Genomic DNA, 20518 nt, shown 5'->3' on the forward strand with positions numbered 1-20518 from the left:
CTGATCGGCACAGGACACTGGGAAGGTGTCAGCCATGCACCTGACCAACAGCACGAACTCCGTCACTACGCGTCACCGCAGTCTCATCCGGGATGCCGCGGTCGCGTTGGGCTGTGCCGCGCTGTTCGGCCTCCTGGCGACTCTGGTGACGGGCCACTGGCGCCCGCTCACCCGCTTCGACCAGGAGTGGATCGGCGAACTGCACATCTATGCCCGGGAGCACCGGATCTGGACCGCCGCGGTGCAGACGCTCTCGGACATCGGCGGCACCGTCACGATGCGTTCACTCCTCGGAATCGCCGCCGCCTGGCTCTGGTTGATCGGCGCGCGGGTGCTGGCCGGCTGGGTCGCCGCGCAGACCCTGGTCGGCTGGGGCGCCCAATGGGCCCTGAAGCTGACCTTCGACCGAGGACGGCCCACCTTCTCCGACCCGGTCTCGCACGCCGGTGGCCCGGCCTTCCCGTCCGGCCACGCCATGGCCTCGGCGATCACCTGCGCCGTCCTGGTCGGCCTGGTCTGGTACCGGGTCCGCCGCCGGGGCCGGACCGCCGCATGCGCGGTGGCAGCGGCGACGGTGCTGACCATCGGCTGGACCCGGGTCGCGCTCGGCGTGCACTGGCCCAGCGACGTGCTGGGCGGCTGGCTGGCCGCCGGAATCGTGCTCGGCGCCGTCACCGCCGTGATCGAGCTCTGGCGGCCGGGCGCCCTGGCCCGCGACGTGCGGCGGGTCAACTGGCGCACCAGGCCCCGGGTCCAACGGGTCATCGTGCCCTCCGTCCGGTCGCCCCGCACCGCCGACCCGCTGGACGACGCACCGCTCGACGACGCACCGCTCGACGACCGCGTTCCGGCCGACGGCGTTCCGGACCACGACGGTCCGGACCACGGCACTGCAGGCGACGGCGCTCTGAGCAATGCCGCCGATCGGACGCGCAAAAGCACTGGTTGAGGCGCCGTCACCGGTCCGGAGCCATCCGCTAGCGTGACCGCCATGCCCACCACCCCTGCTCCCGCCGCCACCGCCGGACACCCCGAGCGGCCGCTGCGGATCGCCACCGTCCAGACCCAGGCCGTGGCCGGCGACATATCCGCCAACGCCGCCCAGGCCGCCGAGCTGATCCGCGAGGCGGCCGACGCCGGCGCCCGCCTGGTGCTGTTCACCGAGAAGTTCCTCTCCGGGTACGAGCCCGAGCTGATCCGCACCGACCCGCTCGAGTACACCGTCCAGCCCGGCGATCCGCGCCTGGCGCCGATCGCCGACGCCTGCCGCGAGACGGGCACCGTCGCCGTCGTCGGCGCCGCCGTGCAGGACGGTGCCGACCTGCTGATCTCCGCCCTCGTCCTCGGCGCGGACGGCGGCTTCGTCACCCGCTACGACAAGCAGCACCTGTTCAAGGCCGAACGCGACCTCTACCGCCCCGGGACGGCCGGCTGCACGCTCGAGCTGGACGGCTGGCGGCTCGGTCTCGGCATCTGTTACGACTCCGGCTTCCCCGAGCACGCCCGCGCCGCCGCACTCGACGGCTGCCACGCCTACCTGGTCGGCGCGCTGTTCAGCGTGGGCCACGGCCACCACGAGTCCCGGGTCTGGTTCCCCGCCCGGGCACTCGACAACACCGTCTACACGGTGCTCGCCAACCACATCGGCCGCACCGGCTCCTGGCACACCTGCGGCGGCAGCGCGGTCTGGGGACCGGACGGCCGCCTGATCGCCGAGGCGAGCGAGGACCGCCGCGAAGTCGTGGTGGTCGACCTCGACCCCACCGTCCTGCGCACCACCCGGGAGACGGAGACCCTGCTCACCGACCTCGCCCTCGCCGCCGGACGCCCCACCGGGGAGCGCACCCGGTTCACGCTGTCCTGAGCCGGCCGCCGGCCGGCCGGCCGGAAAAGGCCGCAGGCCCCCGACCCGGAGTGGGCGGGGGCCTGCGGCCTTCGTGCTGGTCGTGCCCCAGGCAGGATTCGAACCTGCGACACCGGCTTTAGGAGAGCCGTGCTCTATCCCCTGAGCTACTGAGGCGTGGCCCGGCGTGGCGAGGCCGCTCACAGCGTACCGGATCAGGGGTGGGGAGCGGGGTGGCGGACGGGGTGCGGGTGGGGCTGCGGTGGGGGTGCGGGTGCCGACGGGGTGTCAGGGCGGGTCAAGTAGCCTGCCGGGACGTGTCGGATGTGCTCCGGCACGCCGTGCGAAGGAGACGAAGGACCCGATGAGACCTGCTGTGCGCCCGGTGGTCCGTCTGCTGGGGCAGGTGTGGTTGTGGCCCGCGGTGGTGATGCTGGCGGTGGGCGGGTACCGGCTGGGGACACCGGACCTGTGGCGGGACGAGATCGCGACCTCGACGGTGGCCACCCGCTCGCTGGGCGACCTGCTGCGGCTGCTCCAGCACATCGACGCCAGCAACGGCGCGTACTACCTGCTGATGCACGGCTGGACGGCGGTCTTCGGCGATTCGACGGTGGCGCTGCGGATACCTTCCGTGCTGGCCATGGCGGGGGCCGCGGCGTTCGTGGCGCTCACCGCCCGGCGGCTGTTCGGCGGCCGGGTCGCGGCGATGAGCGCCGGCCTGCTGTTCACGGTGCCGCCGCTGGTCTCCCGGTACGCCCAGGAGGCGCGCTCGTACGCGCTGGTGACCTGCGCGATCGCGGCCGGCACCTACTTCCTGCTGCGGGCGCTGGAGCGGCCGTCCTGGCGGCGCTGGGCGCCGTACTGCGCGGCCATGGCGCTGGCCGGCGCCGGACACCTGGTCTCCTTCAGCACGCTGGCCGGGCAGGCCGCCCTGGTCGCGCTGCACCTGTGGCGCACCCGGGAGGCGTCGGACCGGCGGCTGCTGTGGCAGTACCCGCTGGCGGTCGCGGTGGCGGCGGTTCCGGTGCTGCCGGTGGTGCTGCTGGGGAGCCGCCAGTCGGACCGGCAGCTGGGCTGGATAGCCACGCCGTCCCTCGGCCGCCTGACCCACTTCGGCGAGAACCTGTTCGGCGCGGGCCCGGTGTTCTACGACTTCGTGCTGCTGGCCCTGCCGGCGCTGGTGCTGCCCGGCCGGCGGCTGCAGGCCTGGCAGGTGCTGCTGCTCGCCGAGCTGCCGGTGGTGAGCGTCTGGCTGGTGTCCCGGCTGGGCGGGACCTCGTACTTCATCGACCGGTACCTGCTGTTCACGGTGCCCGCCTGGGCGGTGCTGGCCGGCGGCGGCGTCGGGGCGGCGTACGGCGCGGTGGCGGCCCGCGCGCGCCGCGACCCGGCGCCCCGGAGGGCCGTCACGGCGGCCGGGCTGCTGGCGGTGGGGCTGCTCGCCGTACCGGCCGTGGCGGCACTGCCCGAGCAGCCCGCGGTGCGGTACGTGGGCTCGCACAACGCCTCGGAGGAGCCGTTCAGGGCGGCCGCCCGGACGATCGCCGCCGGCTACCGCTCCGGGGACGGGATGGCGGCCCCGCTGGGCGACCAGGCCTGGGCGATGGTCTGGCCGGGCGTCAGCTACTACCTGCCGTCGGACGTCCACCCGTACCCGGTGTTCGTCGCGCGGAGCGCCGACGACGCGGAGGACCTGTCACCGACGCCCTGTGCGAAGCCGGAGGCCTGCCTGGGCCCGGTGTCCCGGATCTGGCTGCTGGTGCTCGGCGACACCCCGGACCCGCTGGGCACCATGCCGACGGACCAGGCGCAGGTGCTCCGCACGCAGTACGGCGACCCGGACCAGGTCACGCCGCTCGGCGGGTTCACGCTCGCGCTGCTCGACCGCGACACGTAACCCCGACACGTAACCCCGACATGGAGCCCCGGCGCGGGCGTCGGGGCGGGCGTCGGGGCGGGCGTCGGGGCGCGAACGCTGAAGGGGAGCCGGTCCGGACCGGCTCCCCTTCAGCGTTCGGCGGTTCAGCAGTCCAGTGGTTCAGCGACCTCGACCGTCCCGACCGTCCCCACGGTCTCGACGGTCTCGCCGGTCTCGACGGTCTCGCCGGCTCACAGCGTGCGCAGCAGCCGGGCCTGGATGGACGCCGGGTTGAGGTCGGACTGGAGGGCCACCGGGACCTCCGCCTTGTCCTCGCCCGCGCCCACCCGCAGCACGCCGACCTCCTTACCGGCCTTCTCGGTGTGGCCGATCTTCGACGCGTCCAGGGTGACCGTGCCGGAGATGCCCGGGAAGCCCGCCACCACCAGGTCCTTGGTCGCGACGAGCGGGACCTTGCCGCCGAGCCCGTCGTCCACCGAGCCGACGACGTCGCCCTGCTTCACCACGGTCTGACCGGTCACGCCGTTCTGCGCGGCCTGGATCTGCTTGCCGCTGACCTTGAGCACGGTCGGCAGGATGCCGTCGTTCGGGGCGGGTGAGGTGGCCTGCTGGCCCAGGGTGACGCCGAGGATCAGCCGCTTCACGCCGCCGATCTCCTTGTACGCGGCCCACATCAGGCAGCCGCCGGCCGGAGTGCTGGAGCCCGTCTTCACGCCGATCACCCCGGTCTTCGGGTTGATCAGGTTGTTGGTGTTGGGGATCCGCGCGTTGTTGAAGTTGGTCTCCGGGGTGGAGACGATCTGCCGGAAGATCTCGTCCTGCATGACCTGCTCGGCCAGCTTCAGCTGGTCCTTGGCGGTGGACTTGGTGTCCGCGTTGTAGCCCGCCGGGTCCGCGTAGATGGTGTTGGTCATGCCGAACTTGGCCGCGGTGTCGTTCATCAGCTTGACGAACGCGTCCTCGGAGCCGGAGTGGAAGCGGGCGAGCAGCCGGGCCACGTTGTTGGCCGACGGCAGCATCAGCAGCTCCAGTGCCTGGTACTCGGTGAGCACCTGGCCCTCGACGAGCGTCACCTTGGACTCGTCGACGTTGCCGGACTCCTGCGCGGCCTGCTTGTCGACCATGATCTTCGGGCCGCCCTCCCCCTTTTTCAACGGGTACTTCTGCAGGATCAGGTAGGCGTTCATCACCTTGGTGACGCTGGCGATCGAGGCCGGAGTCTCCGGGCCCGAGCTGCCGAGGCTGCCGACGCCGACCACCTCGGCCGCGGACTGGCCCTTGGTCGGCCAGGCGAGGTCCAACTGGTCGCCGGAGAAGCTGTAGCTGCCCGTGGTGGTCATCTTCACCTTGGCGTCCGGCAGCGGGCGCAGCAGCTGGGCCACCACGACGGCGCCGAGCACCAGGGCGAGGAAGACGGTCCAGATGGTCACCCGCTTGAGGGCGCGGCGCAGCGGCGAGACCGGGCGGGCGTTGAGGGAGGCCAGGACCTCCATCGCCTCCACGGTGTTCTCGGGCGAGGGCAGCGGCAGCGGCTCCGGTGCGGGCAGCGGCTCGGGCTTCGGCAGCGGCGGGACCGGCGGCACCGGCTGCGGGCCGGGCTCGGGCAGCGGCTTCGGCGCGGGACCGGGCACGGGGCTGGGCACGGGCTTGGGAGCCGGCTTCGGCTCGGGCTCCGGGACGGGCTCCGGAACGGGCCGGGGCTTCGGCTCGGGCTCGGGGAGGGGAGCCGGCGCCGGGGGCTCGGGCACGGTGCCGGCCGCCGCGGCGGCGGCGCGCAGCGGCACGGGCTTCTGAAGCTTCTCGGCCTGCCCCGACTTCTGACCGGGCTGCCCGGTCTCGGTCAGTGCGACGGGGGAGGCGTCGGCGGCGGGAGTGTCAGCGGCGGAGGCGCCGTCAGTGTCCTCGGCGCCCTCCGTGTCATCGGTGTCATCGGTGCCATCGGTGTCCGCGGCAGGCTTGGTGGCTCCGACGCTCTCGGACTTCGCGGACTTCGCGGACTTCTCGGCCTTGTCGGCGTTCTCGGGCTCGGCGGACTCTTCGGCCCCGGCGGTCGGAGCCGACTCGGTCCCGGTGGACTCGGTCCCGGTCTCGACGTCTGCGGGCTCGACCGCCTTCGCCGCCGCCTTCGCCGCCCCGGCCGCAGCCGTCCGGATGGCGAGACGCGGGTCGGCGGCGGACGGACGCTCGGCGGGGTCCTTCGTCCCGGCGGCCGACGACGCGGCCCCCTCCTTCTCCCCTTCACCACCGGAACTCCCGCTACCGGCAGGCTTCACCAGCTCCTCGGGCAGTCGCAGCGCGGTGGTCTTGTTGTCCACCGGCAGCCGCAGCATCGTCGTCTTGCTGTCCACATCCCGGACGCGGAGCTGTACGGTCGAACCGCCCTTGGCCCCGGCCGCCGGAACACTGTCGGACGCCTTCGCGGACGCCTTCGCGGACGAATCCGAGGATGGCTTCGCGGACGCCTCGGCGGGCGCCTTCGGGGACGCCTCGCCGGTGGTCGCCGCGGAGCTGCCCGAGGAACCGTCCGAAGCGGCCCCGGCTGACGCCCCGGCAGCGGCCGGGCCGGCACCGCCCTCGGCGGACTCGACGGACCCTGCGACCCCTGCGGCCCCGGCCGACCCGGTGGCATCAGCCGCCGCCGTACCGGCCCGTTCGCGGTCGCGGTCCTGCTCCCGCTCGCCGTCCCTCAGCACCCTGTCGGGGGACTCGCCCACGTATCCCAGCCTCCTCAACGCCCGGCGGGGCACCGACGAACCCGATTTCGGGAAGCCGACGCCCCGCCCCGTGTACCTGTACAGTCTCCGCCACCGACGGCGTTCCCACCGCGCACACCCCGCCCGACCGGCTCTTATTGCCATCGCTCGGCCGCACCGCGGTCCGTTCACCGGTCAGACGCGGGGCCCGCGGCCCCCGGTTCCGTGCCTTCACCGCAAGGTCACGATTCGGAGGCGTACTCGACAAGCCCGTGTGAGAGGCGTCACCCTGTCTCTCATCCACGCGGGGAGGCTTGGATGGGCAAGAGCCGCAGAACTGTTCCCGAGGAACTCTTGCTGCTCGCTTTGGACCCGACCACGGGTACCACTGCGCAGCCGCAGACCCTCGACCTCGGACTCGCCGGGGCGCAGCTCGTCGAGCTGTCCCTGGCCGGACGGATCGTACCGGAGGGAGACCGAATCGCTGTCGTGCTCGCACGGCCGACCGGCGACCCCACCCTTGACCACGCACTGGAACTGCTGCGCCGACGCGGCAGTCCGGTCCGCGCGGCGCACTGGATCGGCGGGCCGCGGCTGGGGCTGCGGCAGACCTATCTCGCGCACCTGGAGCGCTGCGGCATGGTGACCGCCGTGCCGGGCCAGGTGTGCGGGGTGCTGCCGACCATCCGGTACCAGGCGTCCGACGACTGCACCAACGCCGCGATCAAGCAACGGCTGGACACCGCGATCCGCACCGGCGTGCCGCCGGACCCGCGGACCGCGGCGCTCGCGGCGCTCGCCCACTCGGTGGGTCTGGGCAAGCACCTGTACCCGGGCAACGAGGGCCGGTCCTCGCGGTCGCGGCTGCGCGACCTGATCCGGTACGACCCGCTCGGCGGGATGGTCGCGCACGCCGTGATGGACGTGCAGAACGGCCTGCCGGCGCAGCAGAACCGTTCTTCCCAGGGGCCGGGCGGCCCCGGGCCGGCCACCGCCACCAGTCGCTCCGGCTCCCGTGCGGCGGGCCGGGGTTCGGGCGGGCGGGTCCCCGCCTCCCGGGTCGGCGTCCGCTGAACCGGGAGCGCATGACGGTCCGCCGGCCCGGAAACACCCCGGCGGTCCGCTGCCCCGGGAAGGCACCGGCGGTCCGATGATCTGAGCGGTCCGGCCGTCCCGGTGGACGGGCCGGCGCACGATACACCGTCCGACGCACCCGAGGGCCCGCCCGACGGCGCGCGCAGCCTCGCCCGCGCCTCTCGGAGGCGCTGAGCGACCCGACGCGCGACCGGTACCACTGGCACCACCGGCACCACACGCACCATCAGAGCCACCGAGGGGCGGTCGCCCCGCGACGCAAGTCGCCCGGCGACCGCCCCTCTTGCCGTCCCCGGAAGTCCTACGGAAGTCCCGCGGAAGCCCACCGGAAGCCCCACCAAATCCACCCGGAACCCCGCGGCGGCCCGCTCCCGCCCGTGCCGGAGGCAGGCGCGAGGGCGGTTCCGGAGGCGTCCGCCGCACCACCCCGTCCGAGTCGCCCGGCCGCGTTACCACCTGGGGGCTTTCGCTGTCTCACGGAAGCGCTTTTCCGATGATCTGTTCTACCGCGCTGCGGTGAATCCCCGGCGCCGACCTGGCCCAAGGTGACATGCTGCTCCAAGTCAGGGGGGTTGCTCCCGATGTCCGAAGTGTTCCGAGGACTGCCGTTCCGACGATCACGAGAGGTCCGGCCGGAGGTCGAAGTGTCCGCCAACGTCAATCCCACCGTCCGCCGTCGTCGCCTCGGCTCGGAGCTCCGCAAACTCCGCGAGGGCCTCGGCATGACGGCGGAGGAGGTCGCCGGGCGGCTGATGGTCTCCCAGTCGAAGATCAGCCGCCTGGAGAACGGCCGCCGCAGCATCAGCCAGCGCGACGTTCGCGACCTCTGCGATGTGTACAAGGTGACCGACGACCAGATGCGCTCCAGCCTCATGGAGATGGCCAAGGAGTCGCGCCAGCGCGGCTGGTGGCACGACTTCAACGACATGCCCACCCCGTACAGCGTCTACATCGGGCTGGAGGCCGAGGCCTCCTCGATCCGCGCGTACGAGTCCTCCTTCGTCCCGGGCCTGCTGCAGACCGAGCAGTACGCCCAGGCCGTGGTCGAGGGCACCCAGCCGGACACCGACGCGAACGCCGTGCAGCGCAGGGTGCAGGTCCGGATGAAGCGCCAGGAGCGCGTCCACGGCGAGAACCAGCTGGGCAGCCTGTGGACCGTCATAGACGAGGCGGTGCTGCGCCGCGAGGTCGGCAGCAAGGAGGTGATGGCCCGGCAGCTGCGGCAGATGCTGGAGCTCAGCCTGCGGCCGAACATCACCATCCAGGTGATCCCGTTCTCGCACGGCGCGCATCCCGGTATGACCGGGACATTCTCCCTGCTGGAGTTCCCCGAGTCAGCCGATTCCACGGTTGTCTACTTCGAAGGTGTGACGAGCGATCTCTACCTCGAGAAGGAGGCTGATGTGCGCCGCTATACCGGTCTCTACGACTACCTGAGGGCGGCCGCACTCGGTGTCGCGGAGAGCCGGTCGCTGATAGCCGACATCGAAAAGGAATTCCACGAATGATCACCCCGTCCGAGCACGGAACCCGATGGCGCAAGAGCAGTCACAGCGGCGGCCAGGGCGCGTGTGTGGAGATCGCCCTCCCCGGCGCGGGGGAGGTGGCGGTCCGGGACTCCAAGGATCCCCGGGGGCCGCACCTGCGTTTCTCGACCGAGGCCTGGAACTCCTTCGCCTCGGCGGCGGCTGCGGGCGCCTTCGGCGAACTCCCCGGCTGACCCGGCCCGAGCGGTTCCGTACCCGGACCAGTTGCCCGTAGCGCTCTCCGTCGCCCCTCGCGGCGGTCGGCGCTACGGGCAACTGCCGTGTCGGGGGCAGGCGGTCGGCCGGTACGGCGAGGACGGCGAGGACGCAAGAACGGCGAGAACGGGCCGGGACGGCCGGGACAGCCGATGGCGGTGCCTCAGCCCGCCACCGGGTAGCGGGCGCACCAGCCGGCGCCCTCCGCCGTCCGCGGGTCGTGCAGTTCGGCGCCGTGCACCAGCTCCAGCACGAAGTCGTCGGCGAGTTCGAGGATCGCGGCACGCCCCTCGACGCCCGCCACCAGACCCGGCGGCAGCGCGGTCTCCCCGTGCAGCACGCCGAGCAGGTTGCCGCAGATCGCCCCGGTGGAGTCGCTGTCCCCGGAGTGGTTGACCGCCAGCAGCAGGCCCGAGCGGACGTCGTGGGCGACCAGCGCGCAGTAGACCGCGATCGCCAGCGCCTCCTCGGCGACCCAGCCCTCCCCCAGCGCCTCGACCCGCTCGGCGGAGGGCTCGCCGGCCCGCACCGCGTCCAGGGCGGCCCGCAGCGCGGCGGTGGTCTCCTCGTGCGCCTGCCGCTCGGAGAGCAGGGCGAGCGCGAGGTGGACGCCCTCCTCCAGGGTGCCGCCGCGGGCCACCGACTGGATGATCACCGCGAACGCGCCCGCCGCGAGGTAGCCGGTGGGGTGGCCGTGGGTGAGCACCGAGCACTCCACCGCGAGCTGGAACACCAGGCCCGGCTCCCAGGTGGTGAGCAGCCCGAACGGCGCCGCCCGGGCGACCGTGCCGCAGGCCTTGGAGTGCGGGTTCTTGGGCCGCTCCAGGGTGCCGAGCCGCTCGGCGTCCGGCCCGGTGAGGCCGGACAGGCAGCCCTGGCCGGGGGCGCGCCGGGCGTACAGCCACTCCTCGCGGCCGAGCCAGCCGAGGTCGGGGCGGCGCTCGTCCGGGCCCCAGTCGCGCTGGGTGGCGGCCCAGCGCAGGTAGGCCAGGTGCAGGTCGGTGGGCGGGTGCCAGCTGCCGGTGTCGCGCCGGATGTGGGCGCGGATGAGTCCGTCGACGGTGAACAGGCTGAGCTGGGTGTCGTCGGTGACGGCGCCGGTGCGCCCGAACGCGGGGACGTAGCCGGTGACGCCCTGCGGGCCGTGCTGGGCCCTGATCTTCTCCAGCGCCTCGAACTCGACGCCGGCGCCGAGCGCGTCGCCGATGGCCCCGCCGAGCAGACAGCCCCGCACCCGGCTGCGGTAGTCCTGCTGCTGGGCGCGGGACCACAGTGGCATCACGACGGGGCGCCTTTCCTCGGAGTGGGGGGCCGCACACGACGCTCGGCCGATCGCGCGCCCTCGCACTGTACTTCGGCGGCCCGTACGGATCGACGGCATCCCTCGAACTGCAGTACCCTCCTCCGCCCCATCCCGCCGGGACCCCGCACGGACGGCGGCCGGGCCTCCGTGGACCGACTGCCGCCCCGCGCGGGCTCGGCGCCGGGTCAGTCCAGCACCGGCAGCAGCTCCGGCAGGTGCCCGTCCGAGGCCAGCGCCGCCGCCTGCCGCTCGGCCGGCACCTCGCCGTAGGTGGTGGTGCGCTGGCGGTACGGACGGCCCGCCGCCTCGGCGATCGCCCTCAGGTCGCGCACCGACTTGTAACTCCCGTACGCCGAGCCGGCCATCCGCGAGATGGTCTCCTCCATCAGCGTGCCGCCCAGGTCGTTGGCCCCGGAGCGGAGCATCTCGGCCGCGCCCTCGGCGCCCAGCTTGACCCAGCTGGTCTGGATGTTGGGGATGTGCGGGTGCAGCAGCAGCCGGGCCATCGCGACCACCGCGCGGTTGTCCCGGGCGGTCGGGCCGGGCCGGGAGACGCCGGCCAGGTAGACCGGGGCGTTGGTGTGGATGAACGGCAGGGTCACGAACTCGGTGAACCCGCCGGTCCGTTGCTGGATCTCCGCGAGCAGCCGCAGGTGGCCGAGCCAGTGCTCCGGGGTGTCCACGTGCCCGTACATCATCGTGGACGAGGAGCGGATGCCCAGCTCGTGCGCGGTGGTGACCACCTCGACCCAGGTCGCGGCCGGCAGCTTGCCCTTGGTGAGCACCCAGCGGACCTCGTCGTCCAGGATCTCGGCGGCGGTGCCCGGGATGGTGTCCAGACCGGACTCCCGGGCCCGCTGCAGCCAGTCGCGGATCGACAGCCCGGTGCGGGTCGCGCCGTTGACCACCTCCATCGGGGAGAAGGCGTGCACGTGGATGCCGGGCACCCGCTCCTTCACCGCGCGGGCGATGTCGAAGTAGGCGGTGCCGGGCAGGTCCGGGTGGATGCCGCCCTGCATGCAGACCTCGGTGGCACCCACCTCCCAGGCCTGCGCGGCCCGGTCGGCGACCTGCTCCAGGGACAGCGTGTAGGCGTCCGCGTCGGTGCGGCGCTGGGCGAAGGCGCAGAAGCGGCAGCCGGTGTAGCAGACGTTGGTGAAGTTGATGTTCCTGGTGACGCAGTAGGTGACCTCGTCCCCGACCGCGGCGCGGCGCACGTCGTCGGCGATCCGGCAGAGCGCGTCCAGGGCCGGGCCGTCCGCGTGGAAGAGCGCCAGCGCGTGGTCGTCGGTCAGCTTCTCCGGGTCGTCGGCCGCCACCGCCAGGGCCTCCCGCAGGTCCCCGGCGAGGCGCTCGGGCGCGCCCTTGGCGAGCACCTGCTCGCGCAGCACCTCCCAGTCGCCGTACACGTCCTCGAAGTCGGCCCGGCGGTCGCCGGTGCGGCCCTCGGTGTCGATGGTGGCGTGCAGGTCGGTCCGGCCGTACGACTCCGGCAGATCCTCCGGCTCCTGCCAGGGCAGGCCGCGGACCACCGCGTCCGGGTTCGCCAGGCCGGTCTCCGGGTCGGCCAGGGCCCGGACGTGCGGCAGCACCCGCGGGTCCAGCCAGGGCTCACCCCGGCGCACGTACCCGGGGTAGACGGCGAGGCGCTCGCGCAGCTCGAAGCCGGCCGCCACCGAACGCTCGGCCAGCCGCTCGATCTGCGGCCAGGGGCGCTCGGGGTTGACGTGGTCCGGGGTGAGCGGGGAGACCCCGCCCCAGTCGTCGACGCCGGCCGCGATCAGCCGCTCGTACTCGCCGTCCACCAGGTTCGGCGGGGCCTGCAGGCAGGCGGCCGGGCCCAGCAGGTGCCGGGCCACCGCCACGGTGGCGACCAGCTCGTCCAGTTCGGCGTCCGGCATGCCGCGCATCGCCGTGTCCGGCTTGGCGCGGAAGTTCTGCAGGATCAGCTCCTGGATGCCCTGGTAGGCGCGGGAGACCTTGCGCAGCGCGAACAGCGACTCGGCGCGCTCCTGGTAGGTCTCGCCGATGCCGATCAACAAGCCGCTGGTGAACGGGACCGAGCTGCGCCCGGCGTCCTCCAGCACCCGCAGGCGGACGGCGGGCTCCTTGTCCGGGGAGCCGAAGTGCGGACCGCCGGGCTCGCTCCACAGCCGGGTGGCGGTGGTCTCCAGCATCATGCCCATCGAGGCGGAGACCGGCTTCAGCCGCTGGAAGTCCGTCCAGCTCAGCACCCCGGGGTTGAGGTGCGGCAGCAGGCCGGTCTCCTCCAGGATGCGGATCGACATCGCCCGCACGTAGGCGATGGTGTCGTCGTAGCCGTGCGCGTCCAGCCACTCGCGGGCCTCGGGCCAGCGGTCCTCGGGCTTGTCGCCGAGTGTGATCAGGGCTTCCTTGCAACCGAGTTCGGCGCCGCGCCGGGCCACCTCCAGCACCTCGTCCGGGGACATGAACGCCCCCAGGCTTCGCCCGGGAGGTGCCCCCACCGTGCCCTTCGCGGCCCGGCGCAGCTTGCCCGGGACGGTGGCGAAGGTGCAGTAGTGGCACTTGTCCCGGCACAGCCGGGTGAGCGGGATGAAGACGCTCTTGGAGTAGGTGATGACTCCGGGACGGCCAGCCGCTTCGAGGCCGGCGTCGCGCAGCCGGGCGGCGCTCGAACAGAGCCGGCTCAGGTCCTCGCCTCGGGCTTGCAGCAGTACGGCGGCCTCGGTGACGTCGAGGGCGACGCCGTCCCGGGCGCGGCGCAGGGCGCGGCGCATCGCGTTCGCCGTCGGGGGGTTGCTTGCGTCCATGGCGGTTCCGTCCATGGCGCGACCCTACGCCAGCGGTGGTACCCGGGGATGAGCAACCCTGAGGCCGTCTCAGGGTCGGCATACCCACGAAGGCCAATCCGATCTGGCCCTGCAGGGCGATGACGGTGGCGGCGCGGCACCGTCTAATGGAGGGGCAAGGCCAAGCGCACGTGTTCGCAGAGGAGTTGAGTACGCCATGACCAATGAGACGGCGACGGGGGACGAGCTGGACGGCGACGTGCCGTACCGCTCGCGGCGGCGCGTGCTGGTGCGCGCCGCGGTACCGCTGGCGGTGGCCGCGGTGATCGCCGCGGGAGCCGGGCTGGTGCCCGCACTGGCCGCCGACTCCCCGCCCGACCTGCCGACCCTGACGGCCGAACAGGTGGTCGCCAAGGCGCTCGGCTCCGAGGCCCAGACCCTGTCCGGGACGGTCTCGATCAGCACCGACCTCGGCCTGCCCAGCCAGCTGCTGGGCGCGGCCGGCGGGATCGGCGCGGCCGCGGCCGGGCACGGCGGGGACGGCGCGAGCGCGTCGGCGGACCCGCAGGCCAAGCTGCTCGGCCTGCTCGGCGGGGACCGCACGCTGCGGATCGCGGCGGACGGCCCGGACCACCAGCGGGTCGACATGATGGAGAACATGGCCGGCTACACCCTCGTCCACAACGGCGACCAGACCTGGGCCTGGGACAGCTCGACCAACAGCGCCGTGCACCTGACCGGCCGGGCCGCCGACAAGCACCCCGCGGCCCCGCTGTCCGAGCTGCCGACCACCCCGCAGGACGCCGCCCGGCAGTTCCTGACCGCGAGCGCCGGCACCACCTCGGTGACCGTGGCCGGGACGGCCAACGTGGCCGGGCAGAAGGCCTACCAGCTGAGCGTGAAGCCGACCCAGAACGGCTCGACCGTCGCAGAGGTCCGGATCGCGGTGGCCGCCGACAACGGCGTGCCGCTCGCGGTGGCGGTGAAGTCCACCGACGGCACCACCGTGCTGGACGTCCACTTCACCGACGTCTCCTTCGCCAAGCCGGCCGCCAAGACCTTCGACTTCGCGGTGCCCAAGGGCGCCAAGGTGACGGAGAAGAAGGCGGACGAGGCGGCGGCCGGGCACGGGACGGCGGGCGAGCACGGAGCCGCGACCGGGCACGGAACGGCGGGCGAGCACGGGACGGCGCCCGGCGGCGCCAAGAGCCACGAGGGCGCGAACGTGATCGGCGAGGGCTGGACGACCGTGTTCACCTCGCAGCTGCCCGGCGGCACGGTCGAGGCGCCGAAGGGTGACGGCAAGCACGGCGGCCGCGGCCCGGTGAACCCGCAGGGGCTGATGAAGTCGCTCGGCAAGCAGGTCGACGGCGGCACCCTGATCGGCACCAAGGTGCTCAACGTCCTGCTCACCGACGACGGCCGGGTCTTCGCCGGCGCGGTGACCCTGCCCGTCCTGCAGCACGCCGCCGGGGTGAACTGACGGATGACCAAGACTCCCGTAACGGGGGACGTTACGGAGTCGGCCGGGGGTCCGGGCGCCGAGTCGCGCCCGACCCCCGTTCCCGTTCCGCCCGCTCCCCCGGTCGCCTCCACCACCTCCACCGTCTCCACCGCCTCCGCGGCCCCCGCCTCGTCCGAGGACGTGATCAGAACCCGTGGCCTGACCAAGCGCTTCCGGGGCGGACAGCTCGCCGTGGACGGACTGGACCTGGCCGTGCCGCGCGGCTCCGTCTTCGGCTTCCTGGGCCCCAACGGCTCCGGCAAGACCACCACCATCCGGATGCTGATGGGCCTGATCGCCCCCACCTCGGGCGTGGCCACCGTCCTCGGCGAGCCGATGCCGCAGTCCGTGGCCACCGTGCTGCCCCGGGTGGGCGCGCTGATCGAGGGCCCCGCGCTGTACGGCTTCCTGTCCGGGCGGGACAACCTGATCCGGTTCGACGCCGCCGACCCGACGGCCGACCCGCGCACCCGGCCGCGGCGGGTCGACGCGGCACTGGAGCGGGTCGGTCTGAGCGCGGCGGCGGGCAAGAAGGCCCGCGCGTACTCGCTCGGCATGAAGCAGCGCCTGGGCCTGGCCTCCGCGCTGCTGCAGCCGCGTGAGCTGCTGGTGCTGGACGAGCCGACCAACGGGCTGGACCCGCAGGGCATGCGGGAGATCCGGGCGCTGGTCCGGGAGGTCGCGGCCGAGGGCACCACGGTGTTCCTCTCCTCGCACCTGCTGGACGAGATCGAGCAGGTCTGCACCCACGCGGCGGTGATGTCCCGGGGCCGGCTGGTGGTGCAGGGCACCGTCGCGGAGCTGGCCGCCCGGGCACAGGGCCGGCTGGTGGTCCGCACCCCGGACGTGCCGCGGGCCGTCGAGGTGCTGGCCACCCACCAGGTCACCGCCCTGGTGCCCGGCGAGGGCCGGGTGGACGGCGAGGTGGGCGAACGCGGCGACGAGGCGCTGCCCAAGCTGTGCGCGGCGCTGGTCGAGGCCGGGGTGCGGGTGCACGGCTTCGGGCTGGAGCGGGGCACGTTGGAGGACGCCTTCGTGGCGCTGACCGGGGAGGGCTTCGATGTCGCGGGCTGAGGCGCTTGTGCCGCACACGAACGGGCAGTCACACCCGGCCGGGCAGCCTCGGGCGGAAGGGCAGCAGCCGACGGGCCGGCGGCCGCAGACCGCGGCCGGGTTCCTGGCGCTGTTCCGCAACGAGCTGCACCTGACCTTCCGCCGGCTGCGCACCAAGGTGCTGCTGGGGATCCTGGCGTTGCTGCCGGTCCTGATCGGGGTGATCGTCAAGCTCAACACGGGCAGTCCGCACGAGGGCGGCGGCGGCCCGAGCTTCATCGCGCAGACCACCCAGAACGGGCTGTTCCTGGTGTTCACCGCGCTGGCGGTGGCCCTGCCGGTCTTCCTGCCGATGACGGTCGGCGTGGTCGCCGGGGACTCGGTGGCGGGCGAGGCGGCCACCGGGACGCTGCGCTACCTGCTGGTCGCCCCGGCCGGGCGGACCAGGCTGCTGGCCGCCAAGTTCACCGCCGGGCTGGTGTTCTGCCTGGCCGCGACGGCGGCGGTCGCGGTGGCCGCCCTGGCCACCGGCGCCGCGCTCTTCCCGCTCGGCGAGGTCACGCTGATCTCCGGGGACACCATCGGCTTCGCCGACGCGCTGCTGCGCGCGGTGCTGGTGGCCGGCGTGGTCGCCGCGTCGCTGGCCGGGCTGGTGGCGATCGGGCTGTTCGTCTCCACGCTCACCGGAAGCGGCATCGCGGCGATGGCCGCCACCGTCGGACTGGTGATCACCGTCCAGATCCTGGACGCCTTCCCGCAGCTGGACGCGATCAGGCCGTTCCTGTTCACCCACTACTGGCTCAGCTTCGCGGACCTGCTGCGCGAGCCGATGTACTGGGACGGCGTGCTGAAGGACCTCGGGCTGCAGGCCGCCTACGTCGCCGTGTTCGGTTCGGCGGCCTGGTCGCGCTTCGCCAGCCGGGACATCAGCGCGTGACGGCTCTCAGCGCGTGACGGTGGCCTCGGCCACGTCCACCGGTGCGGATGCGGATGCGGGTCGCGGCACGGCCGCGGCCCGCACGGCGCGGTCGGCCCGCACCTGGCGCAGCGCGTCCCAGGTGAGCAACGAGAGCGCGGCCCAGACCAGGCCGAAGCCGGCCCAGCGGGCGGGCGGCATCGACTCGTGGAAGACCGCGACGCCGATCAGGAACTGGAACACCGGCGCCAGGTACTGCAGCAGCCCGAGCACCGTCAGCGGCACCCGGACGGCGGCCGTGCCGAAGAACAGCAGCGGGATCGCCGTGATCACGCCGCTCAGCACCAGCAGCCCGGAGTGCCCCCAGCCGTACGAGCCGGCCACCGTGTGCCCGAAGGTGCCGCGCCCGCTGACCTCCAGGTAGATCAGGTAGCCGAGGGCGAACGGGAACATGAAGGCGCTCTCCGCCGCCAGGCTCTCCACCCCGCTCAGCCCGACCGTCTTCTTCAGCAGGCCGTAGGTCGCGAAGCTGAGCGCCAGGGTCAGCGCGATCCACGGCAGCCGCCCGTACGCGACGGTCAGCACCGCGACGGCGAGCGCGCCGATGCCCACCGCCGTCCACTGCGCGACGCGCAGCCGCTCCTTGAGCACCAGCACGCCGAAGCCGATGGTGACCAGGGGGTTGATGAAGTAGCCGAGGCTGGTCTCGACGACGTGCCCGGCGTTGACGCCCCAGATGTAGACGCCCCAGTTGACGGAGATCACGGCGGCCGCGCCGGCCAGCATGGCGACTCGGCGGGGCTGGCGCAGCAGCGGGCGTATCCAGCCCCAGTGCCGCTGGGCGGTCAGCAGCAGGACCACCGCGACCAGGGACCAGACCATCCGGTTGGCCACGATGTCGTCGGCGGCGGACGGCTCCAGGAGCGGCCAGAACAGGGGGAAGAGCCCCCAGATGCCGTAGGCCGCGAAGCCGTACCAGAGGCCCCGGCCGTTGTCCTGCTGGTTTGTCTCTGGCATGGCCGAGTGCCCTTCCGCGCGCGTGTGGTCGAGGTGACCGTAGCGGGCGGAAGGGCGGGCTGTCATCTCCGTTTCCGGATTTTGGTCATGACATTGCTTGAATGCAGGACGTTTCCGGTGTTCCGGCCGGTCGGCCGGGGTGGACCGCCGCCGGGGCTCAGGCGCCCAGCGCGGCCCGGACCGACTCGGCGAGCGGGACGGTCGGGCGGCCGATCAGCCGGGCCAGGTCGCCCGGGGTGCCGGCCAGCTCACCGCGGGCGATGCCGGCGTCCACGTCGACCAGGACCTCGGCGAAGCCCTCCGGCAGGCCCGCGCCGACCAGGGCGGCCAGGTGCTCGGCCGGGGCGACGTCGCGGTGCTCGACCGGCTTGCCGGAGGCCTTCGCCAGTTCGGCGGCCAGCTCGGGCAGGCTCCAGGCGGCGTCGCCGCTCAGCTCGTGCACCGCGCCGGCCTCCCCGCCCAGCAGGACCGCGACCGCCGCGTCGGCGTAGTCCCGGCGCGGGGCGCTGGCGATCCGGCCGTCCCCGGCGCTGCCGAGCACCACGCCACGGGCCACCGTGCCGGCCGCGTCGCCGAGGTAGTTCTCGGTGTACCAGCCGTTGCGCAGGAACGCGTACGGCAGGCCGGAGGCGAGGATCAGCTCCTCGGTCGCCCTGTGCTCGTCGGCCAGCCGGAAGGTGGCCGCGCCCGGCGCGCTGGTGTAGGCGAGCAGTGCGACCCCGGCGGCCCGGGCGGCGTCCACCACGGCCCGGTGCTGCGGGATCCGGCGGCCGACCTCGCTGCCCGAGATCAGCAGCACCCGGTCGCCGGCGGCGAAGGCGCCGGCGAGCGTCCCCGGCTCGTCGTAGTCGACCACGCGGACGGCCACGCCGAGCGCGGCCAGGTCGGCGGCCTTCTCGGCGGAGCGGACGGCGACCGCCACCTCGCTCGCGGGGACCCGGGCCAGCAGGCCCTCGACGACGAGCCGGCCGAGCTGGCCGGTGGCACCGGTGACGACGTACATGGTGATGCTCCTCAGGGGGTTCCGTTGGGTTCCGTGGGGCTCCGCGGGGCTCCGGCGGGGCTCCGGCCTCGGAACTCACCCTAGGGATGGCACTAACCTTTCGAAAGTACGCACTTCAAAGTAGGGTACTGACATGAAGGTAAGCGAGCAGTTGAGGGAGCTCCCCCCGCCGAACGTCTTCGACCGGATGTGCCCCTCCCGGGGCGTGCTGGAGCACGTCACCAGCCGCTGGGGGGTCCTCGTCCTCGGCGCGCTGCACGAGCGCGGCTACCGGTTCAGCGAGCTGCGGCGGCAGGTCTCGGGCGTCAGCGAGAAGATGCTCGCCCAGACGCTGCAGACGCTGGAGCGGGACGGCTTCGTGCTGCGCGAGGCGCACCCGGTGATCCCGCCGCGCGTCGACTACAGCCTCACCCCGCTCGGGCGGGAGGCGGCGGAGCTGGTCGCGGCGCTGGCGCACTGGTCGGAGCGGCGGGTGCCGGCCGTGGTCACGGCGCGCGACGAGTACGACGCCCGGAGCGCGGTCGGGTGAGCGGAGCGCGGTCGGGCGAGCGGAGCGCGGTCGGGCGAGCGGGCCGCCGCCGGAATCCCGGACCGCGGTCGGGTGAGCGCCGCCGCTGCCCGAACGGGGGCTACCGCCGGGCGATGAGGGCTTCCAGCCCGTCCAGGACGCGGGCCAGGCCGAAGGCGTAGGCGTGGTCCGGGCTGTACGCCCCGCCGTGCGCCGCACCGGCGGCGGCGCCGACCCGGGCTGCCACCGGGTAGCGCTCGGGGTCGAAGACCCGGGCGAGCAGTCCGGCGTTGGCGGCCCACCACTGCTCGTCGGTCAGCGCGCTGTCCTGCCGGGCGGCGCGTTCGTCGGCGGCCATCCGGGCGCAGGTCTGGACGAAGCCGAGCAGGTGGGTCAGCGCGGCGTCCAGCTCGACGTCGGGCAGGCCGGTGCCCTCGACGGCGCGCAGCTCGTACTCGTACTTGGCCATCAGGCCGGGCCCGAGCGGCGGGCGGCTGGTGGAGACGGCGGCGATCCAGGGGTGGGCGCGGTGCAGCGCGCGGTTGTCGTCGGCGACGGCGGTCACCCGGGCGCGCCAGCCGTCGTCGGCAGGGGTGCTGCGGGGCATCGTCGCGTAGACCGTGTCCAGCATCAGGTCGAGCAGCTCGGCCTTGCCGGGCACGTAGGTGTAGAGCGCCATCGGGGAGACCCCGAGCTCCTGGGCGACCCGGCGCATGGTGACGGCGTCCACGCCCTCGGCGTCCGCGAGGGCGACGGCGGCGGCGGCGATCTCACCGGTCGAGCGCGCCTGCCTGGGCCCGCGCCGACCGGGCTTCTCCTCGGCGGTGAGCCCCCAGAGCAGGGCGAGGGTGCGCGCCGGGTCTCCTGCGCTGCTGCGGTCGGTGGCCATGGGGGCCATCGTTTCACGCATCGACGGGGGCCCTCCACGACGCGGGCCGTTACCGTCTCTTCCCATGACCAGCCCTGAGCCGCTCCCCGGTACGGACACCGCGCAGACCCTCCGCCACCGGGTCACCTGCCGCCGGTGCCACCGGCCGCTGCACGATCCGGAGTCGCGGATGCTGCGGCTGGGGCCGGAGTGCCGCGACCCGGCGGAGCGGGTCGCACGGTTCGACGTCGACCAGGACCCGCTGCCGGGCATCGGGTAGCGGGACCGCTCCGGCCGGGCGGCGCGAGCGGCGGACGGCG

The 20518-nt window shown here is 73.6% G+C and carries 17 protein-coding genes and 1 tRNA gene; 11 read left to right on the forward strand and 7 right to left on the reverse strand.

The window, feature by feature from the left end:
• The first annotated feature begins 34 nt into the window (after positions 1–34).
• On the forward strand, positions 35–949 hold the full coding sequence (locus AB0Q99_RS27635) for a phosphatase PAP2 family protein (protein WP_363576220.1): 915 nt from the start codon (positions 35–37) through the stop codon (positions 947–949).
• A gap of 42 nt (positions 950–991) precedes the next feature.
• Positions 992–1864, forward strand: a complete 873-nt coding sequence (locus AB0Q99_RS27640) for a carbon-nitrogen hydrolase family protein (protein WP_363576221.1) — start codon at positions 992–994, stop codon at positions 1862–1864.
• 83 nt (positions 1865–1947) lie between these two features.
• On the opposite strand, the gene AB0Q99_RS27645 is transcribed toward AB0Q99_RS27640, so the two are convergent.
• Positions 1948–2020, reverse strand: a tRNA-Arg gene (locus AB0Q99_RS27645).
• A gap of 187 nt (positions 2021–2207) precedes the next feature.
• Here AB0Q99_RS27645 and AB0Q99_RS27650 point away from each other — a divergent pair.
• Positions 2208–3743 carry a glycosyltransferase family 39 protein gene (locus AB0Q99_RS27650; protein WP_363576223.1) on the forward strand — a complete coding sequence of 512 codons (1536 nt, stop codon included), beginning with the start codon at positions 2208–2210 and terminating at the stop codon, positions 3741–3743.
• Positions 3744–3955: 212 nt separating this feature from the next.
• Here AB0Q99_RS27650 and AB0Q99_RS27655 read toward each other — a convergent pair whose 3' ends face one another.
• Entirely contained in the window at positions 3956–6073 is a 2118-nt protein-coding gene (locus AB0Q99_RS27655) for a D-alanyl-D-alanine carboxypeptidase (RefSeq protein WP_363576225.1), read from the reverse strand.
• Between the two features lie 663 nt (positions 6074–6736).
• Here AB0Q99_RS27655 and AB0Q99_RS27660 point away from each other — a divergent pair.
• The 3 genes from AB0Q99_RS27660 (at position 6737) to AB0Q99_RS27670 (ending at position 9233) form a co-directional block, all read left to right on the forward strand.
• Positions 6737–7492, forward strand: coding sequence for a GPP34 family phosphoprotein (locus AB0Q99_RS27660; protein WP_363576227.1), 756 nt, complete (start codon positions 6737–6739; stop codon positions 7490–7492).
• A 665-nt stretch (positions 7493–8157) separates the two neighbouring features.
• Positions 8158–9021: a helix-turn-helix transcriptional regulator gene (locus AB0Q99_RS27665; protein WP_363576228.1), complete on the forward strand. Its 864-nt coding sequence runs from the start codon at positions 8158–8160 to the stop codon at positions 9019–9021.
• Entirely contained in the window at positions 9018–9233 is a 216-nt protein-coding gene (locus AB0Q99_RS27670) for a DUF397 domain-containing protein (RefSeq protein ID WP_363576230.1), read from the forward strand. Before AB0Q99_RS27665 ends, AB0Q99_RS27670 begins: the two co-directional genes overlap by 4 nt.
• A gap of 185 nt (positions 9234–9418) precedes the next feature.
• Here the strand turns inward: AB0Q99_RS27670 and AB0Q99_RS27675 are convergent, their stop codons facing one another.
• Both AB0Q99_RS27675 and AB0Q99_RS27680 read right to left on the reverse strand, forming a co-directional pair.
• Positions 9419–10534, reverse strand: a complete 1116-nt coding sequence (locus AB0Q99_RS27675) for an ADP-ribosylglycohydrolase family protein (protein ID WP_363576231.1) — start codon at positions 10532–10534, stop codon at positions 9419–9421.
• Positions 10535–10743: 209 nt separating this feature from the next.
• Entirely contained in the window at positions 10744–13365 is a 2622-nt protein-coding gene (locus AB0Q99_RS27680) for a bifunctional FO biosynthesis protein CofGH (RefSeq protein ID WP_363576233.1), read from the reverse strand.
• Positions 13366–13546: 181 nt separating this feature from the next.
• Between AB0Q99_RS27680 and AB0Q99_RS27685 the strand changes: the two genes are divergently transcribed.
• The 3 genes from AB0Q99_RS27685 to AB0Q99_RS27695 all read left to right on the forward strand — a co-directional run bounded on the left by AB0Q99_RS27685 (position 13547) and on the right by AB0Q99_RS27695 (position 16823).
• Entirely contained in the window at positions 13547–14812 is a 1266-nt protein-coding gene (locus AB0Q99_RS27685; protein ID WP_363576235.1) for a DUF2092 domain-containing protein, read from the forward strand.
• 162 nt (positions 14813–14974) lie between these two features.
• On the forward strand, positions 14975–15907 hold the full coding sequence (locus AB0Q99_RS27690) for an ABC transporter ATP-binding protein (protein WP_363576236.1): 933 nt from the start codon (positions 14975–14977) through the stop codon (positions 15905–15907).
• Positions 15894–16823, forward strand: coding sequence for an ABC transporter permease (locus AB0Q99_RS27695; protein WP_363576238.1), 930 nt, complete (start codon positions 15894–15896; stop codon positions 16821–16823). The genes AB0Q99_RS27690 and AB0Q99_RS27695 overlap by 14 nt, the downstream gene beginning before the upstream one ends.
• A gap of 6 nt (positions 16824–16829) precedes the next feature.
• Here AB0Q99_RS27695 and rarD read toward each other — a convergent pair whose 3' ends face one another.
• Together rarD and AB0Q99_RS27705 are read right to left on the reverse strand one after the other, a co-directional pair.
• Positions 16830–17819 (reverse strand): EamA family transporter RarD, encoded by a 990-nt coding sequence (gene rarD / locus AB0Q99_RS27700; RefSeq protein ID WP_363576240.1) that lies wholly within the window; start codon positions 17817–17819, stop codon positions 16830–16832.
• A gap of 157 nt (positions 17820–17976) precedes the next feature.
• Positions 17977–18822: an SDR family oxidoreductase gene (locus AB0Q99_RS27705; protein ID WP_363576241.1), complete on the reverse strand. Its 846-nt coding sequence runs from the start codon at positions 18820–18822 to the stop codon at positions 17977–17979.
• Between the two features lie 133 nt (positions 18823–18955).
• Here AB0Q99_RS27705 and AB0Q99_RS27710 point away from each other — a divergent pair, with 133 nt between their 5' ends.
• Positions 18956–19351 carry a helix-turn-helix domain-containing protein gene (locus AB0Q99_RS27710; protein WP_363576243.1) on the forward strand — a complete coding sequence of 132 codons (396 nt, stop codon included), beginning with the start codon at positions 18956–18958 and terminating at the stop codon, positions 19349–19351.
• A 100-nt stretch (positions 19352–19451) separates the two neighbouring features.
• On the opposite strand, the gene AB0Q99_RS27715 is transcribed toward AB0Q99_RS27710, so the two are convergent.
• On the reverse strand, positions 19452–20219 hold the full coding sequence (locus AB0Q99_RS27715) for a TetR/AcrR family transcriptional regulator (RefSeq protein ID WP_363576245.1): 768 nt from the start codon (positions 20217–20219) through the stop codon (positions 19452–19454).
• Between the two features lie 64 nt (positions 20220–20283).
• Here AB0Q99_RS27715 and AB0Q99_RS27720 point away from each other — a divergent pair, with 64 nt between their 5' ends.
• On the forward strand, positions 20284–20478 hold the full coding sequence (locus AB0Q99_RS27720) for a DUF6011 domain-containing protein (RefSeq protein WP_363576247.1): 195 nt from the start codon (positions 20284–20286) through the stop codon (positions 20476–20478).
• The last annotated feature ends 40 nt before the right edge of the window (positions 20479–20518 follow it).

It is taken from the genome of Kitasatospora sp. NPDC086791, from assembly GCF_040685975.1.
Lineage (GTDB): Bacteria > Actinomycetota > Actinomycetes > Streptomycetales > Streptomycetaceae > Kitasatospora.

Bases quoted from the DNA above. Each gene is read 5' to 3' on its own strand.
- AB0Q99_RS27675 (WP_363576231.1), bottom strand. From the start codon at position 10,534: ATGCCACTGTGGTCCCGCGCCCAGCAGCAGGACTACCGCAGCCGGGTG.
- AB0Q99_RS27705 (WP_363576241.1), bottom strand. From the start codon at position 18,822: ATGTACGTCGTCACCGGTGCCACCGGCCAGCTCGGCCGGCTCGTCGTC.
- AB0Q99_RS27710 (WP_363576243.1), top strand. From the start codon at position 18,956: ATGAAGGTAAGCGAGCAGTTGAGGGAGCTCCCCCCGCCGAACGTCTTC.
- AB0Q99_RS27660 (WP_363576227.1), top strand. From the start codon at position 6,737: ATGGGCAAGAGCCGCAGAACTGTTCCCGAGGAACTCTTGCTGCTCGCT.
- AB0Q99_RS27720 (WP_363576247.1), top strand. From the start codon at position 20,284: ATGACCAGCCCTGAGCCGCTCCCCGGTACGGACACCGCGCAGACCCTC.
- AB0Q99_RS27640 (WP_363576221.1), top strand. From the start codon at position 992: ATGCCCACCACCCCTGCTCCCGCCGCCACCGCCGGACACCCCGAGCGG.
- AB0Q99_RS27680 (WP_363576233.1), bottom strand. From the start codon at position 13,365: ATGGACGGAACCGCCATGGACGCAAGCAACCCCCCGACGGCGAACGCG.
- AB0Q99_RS27695 (WP_363576238.1), top strand. From the start codon at position 15,894: ATGTCGCGGGCTGAGGCGCTTGTGCCGCACACGAACGGGCAGTCACAC.
- rarD (WP_363576240.1), bottom strand. From the start codon at position 17,819: ATGCCAGAGACAAACCAGCAGGACAACGGCCGGGGCCTCTGGTACGGC.
- AB0Q99_RS27670 (WP_363576230.1), top strand. From the start codon at position 9,018: ATGATCACCCCGTCCGAGCACGGAACCCGATGGCGCAAGAGCAGTCAC.
- AB0Q99_RS27635 (WP_363576220.1), top strand. From the start codon at position 35: ATGCACCTGACCAACAGCACGAACTCCGTCACTACGCGTCACCGCAGT.
- AB0Q99_RS27715 (WP_363576245.1), bottom strand. From the start codon at position 20,219: ATGGCCACCGACCGCAGCAGCGCAGGAGACCCGGCGCGCACCCTCGCC.
- AB0Q99_RS27685 (WP_363576235.1), top strand. From the start codon at position 13,547: ATGACCAATGAGACGGCGACGGGGGACGAGCTGGACGGCGACGTGCCG.
- AB0Q99_RS27650 (WP_363576223.1), top strand. From the start codon at position 2,208: ATGAGACCTGCTGTGCGCCCGGTGGTCCGTCTGCTGGGGCAGGTGTGG.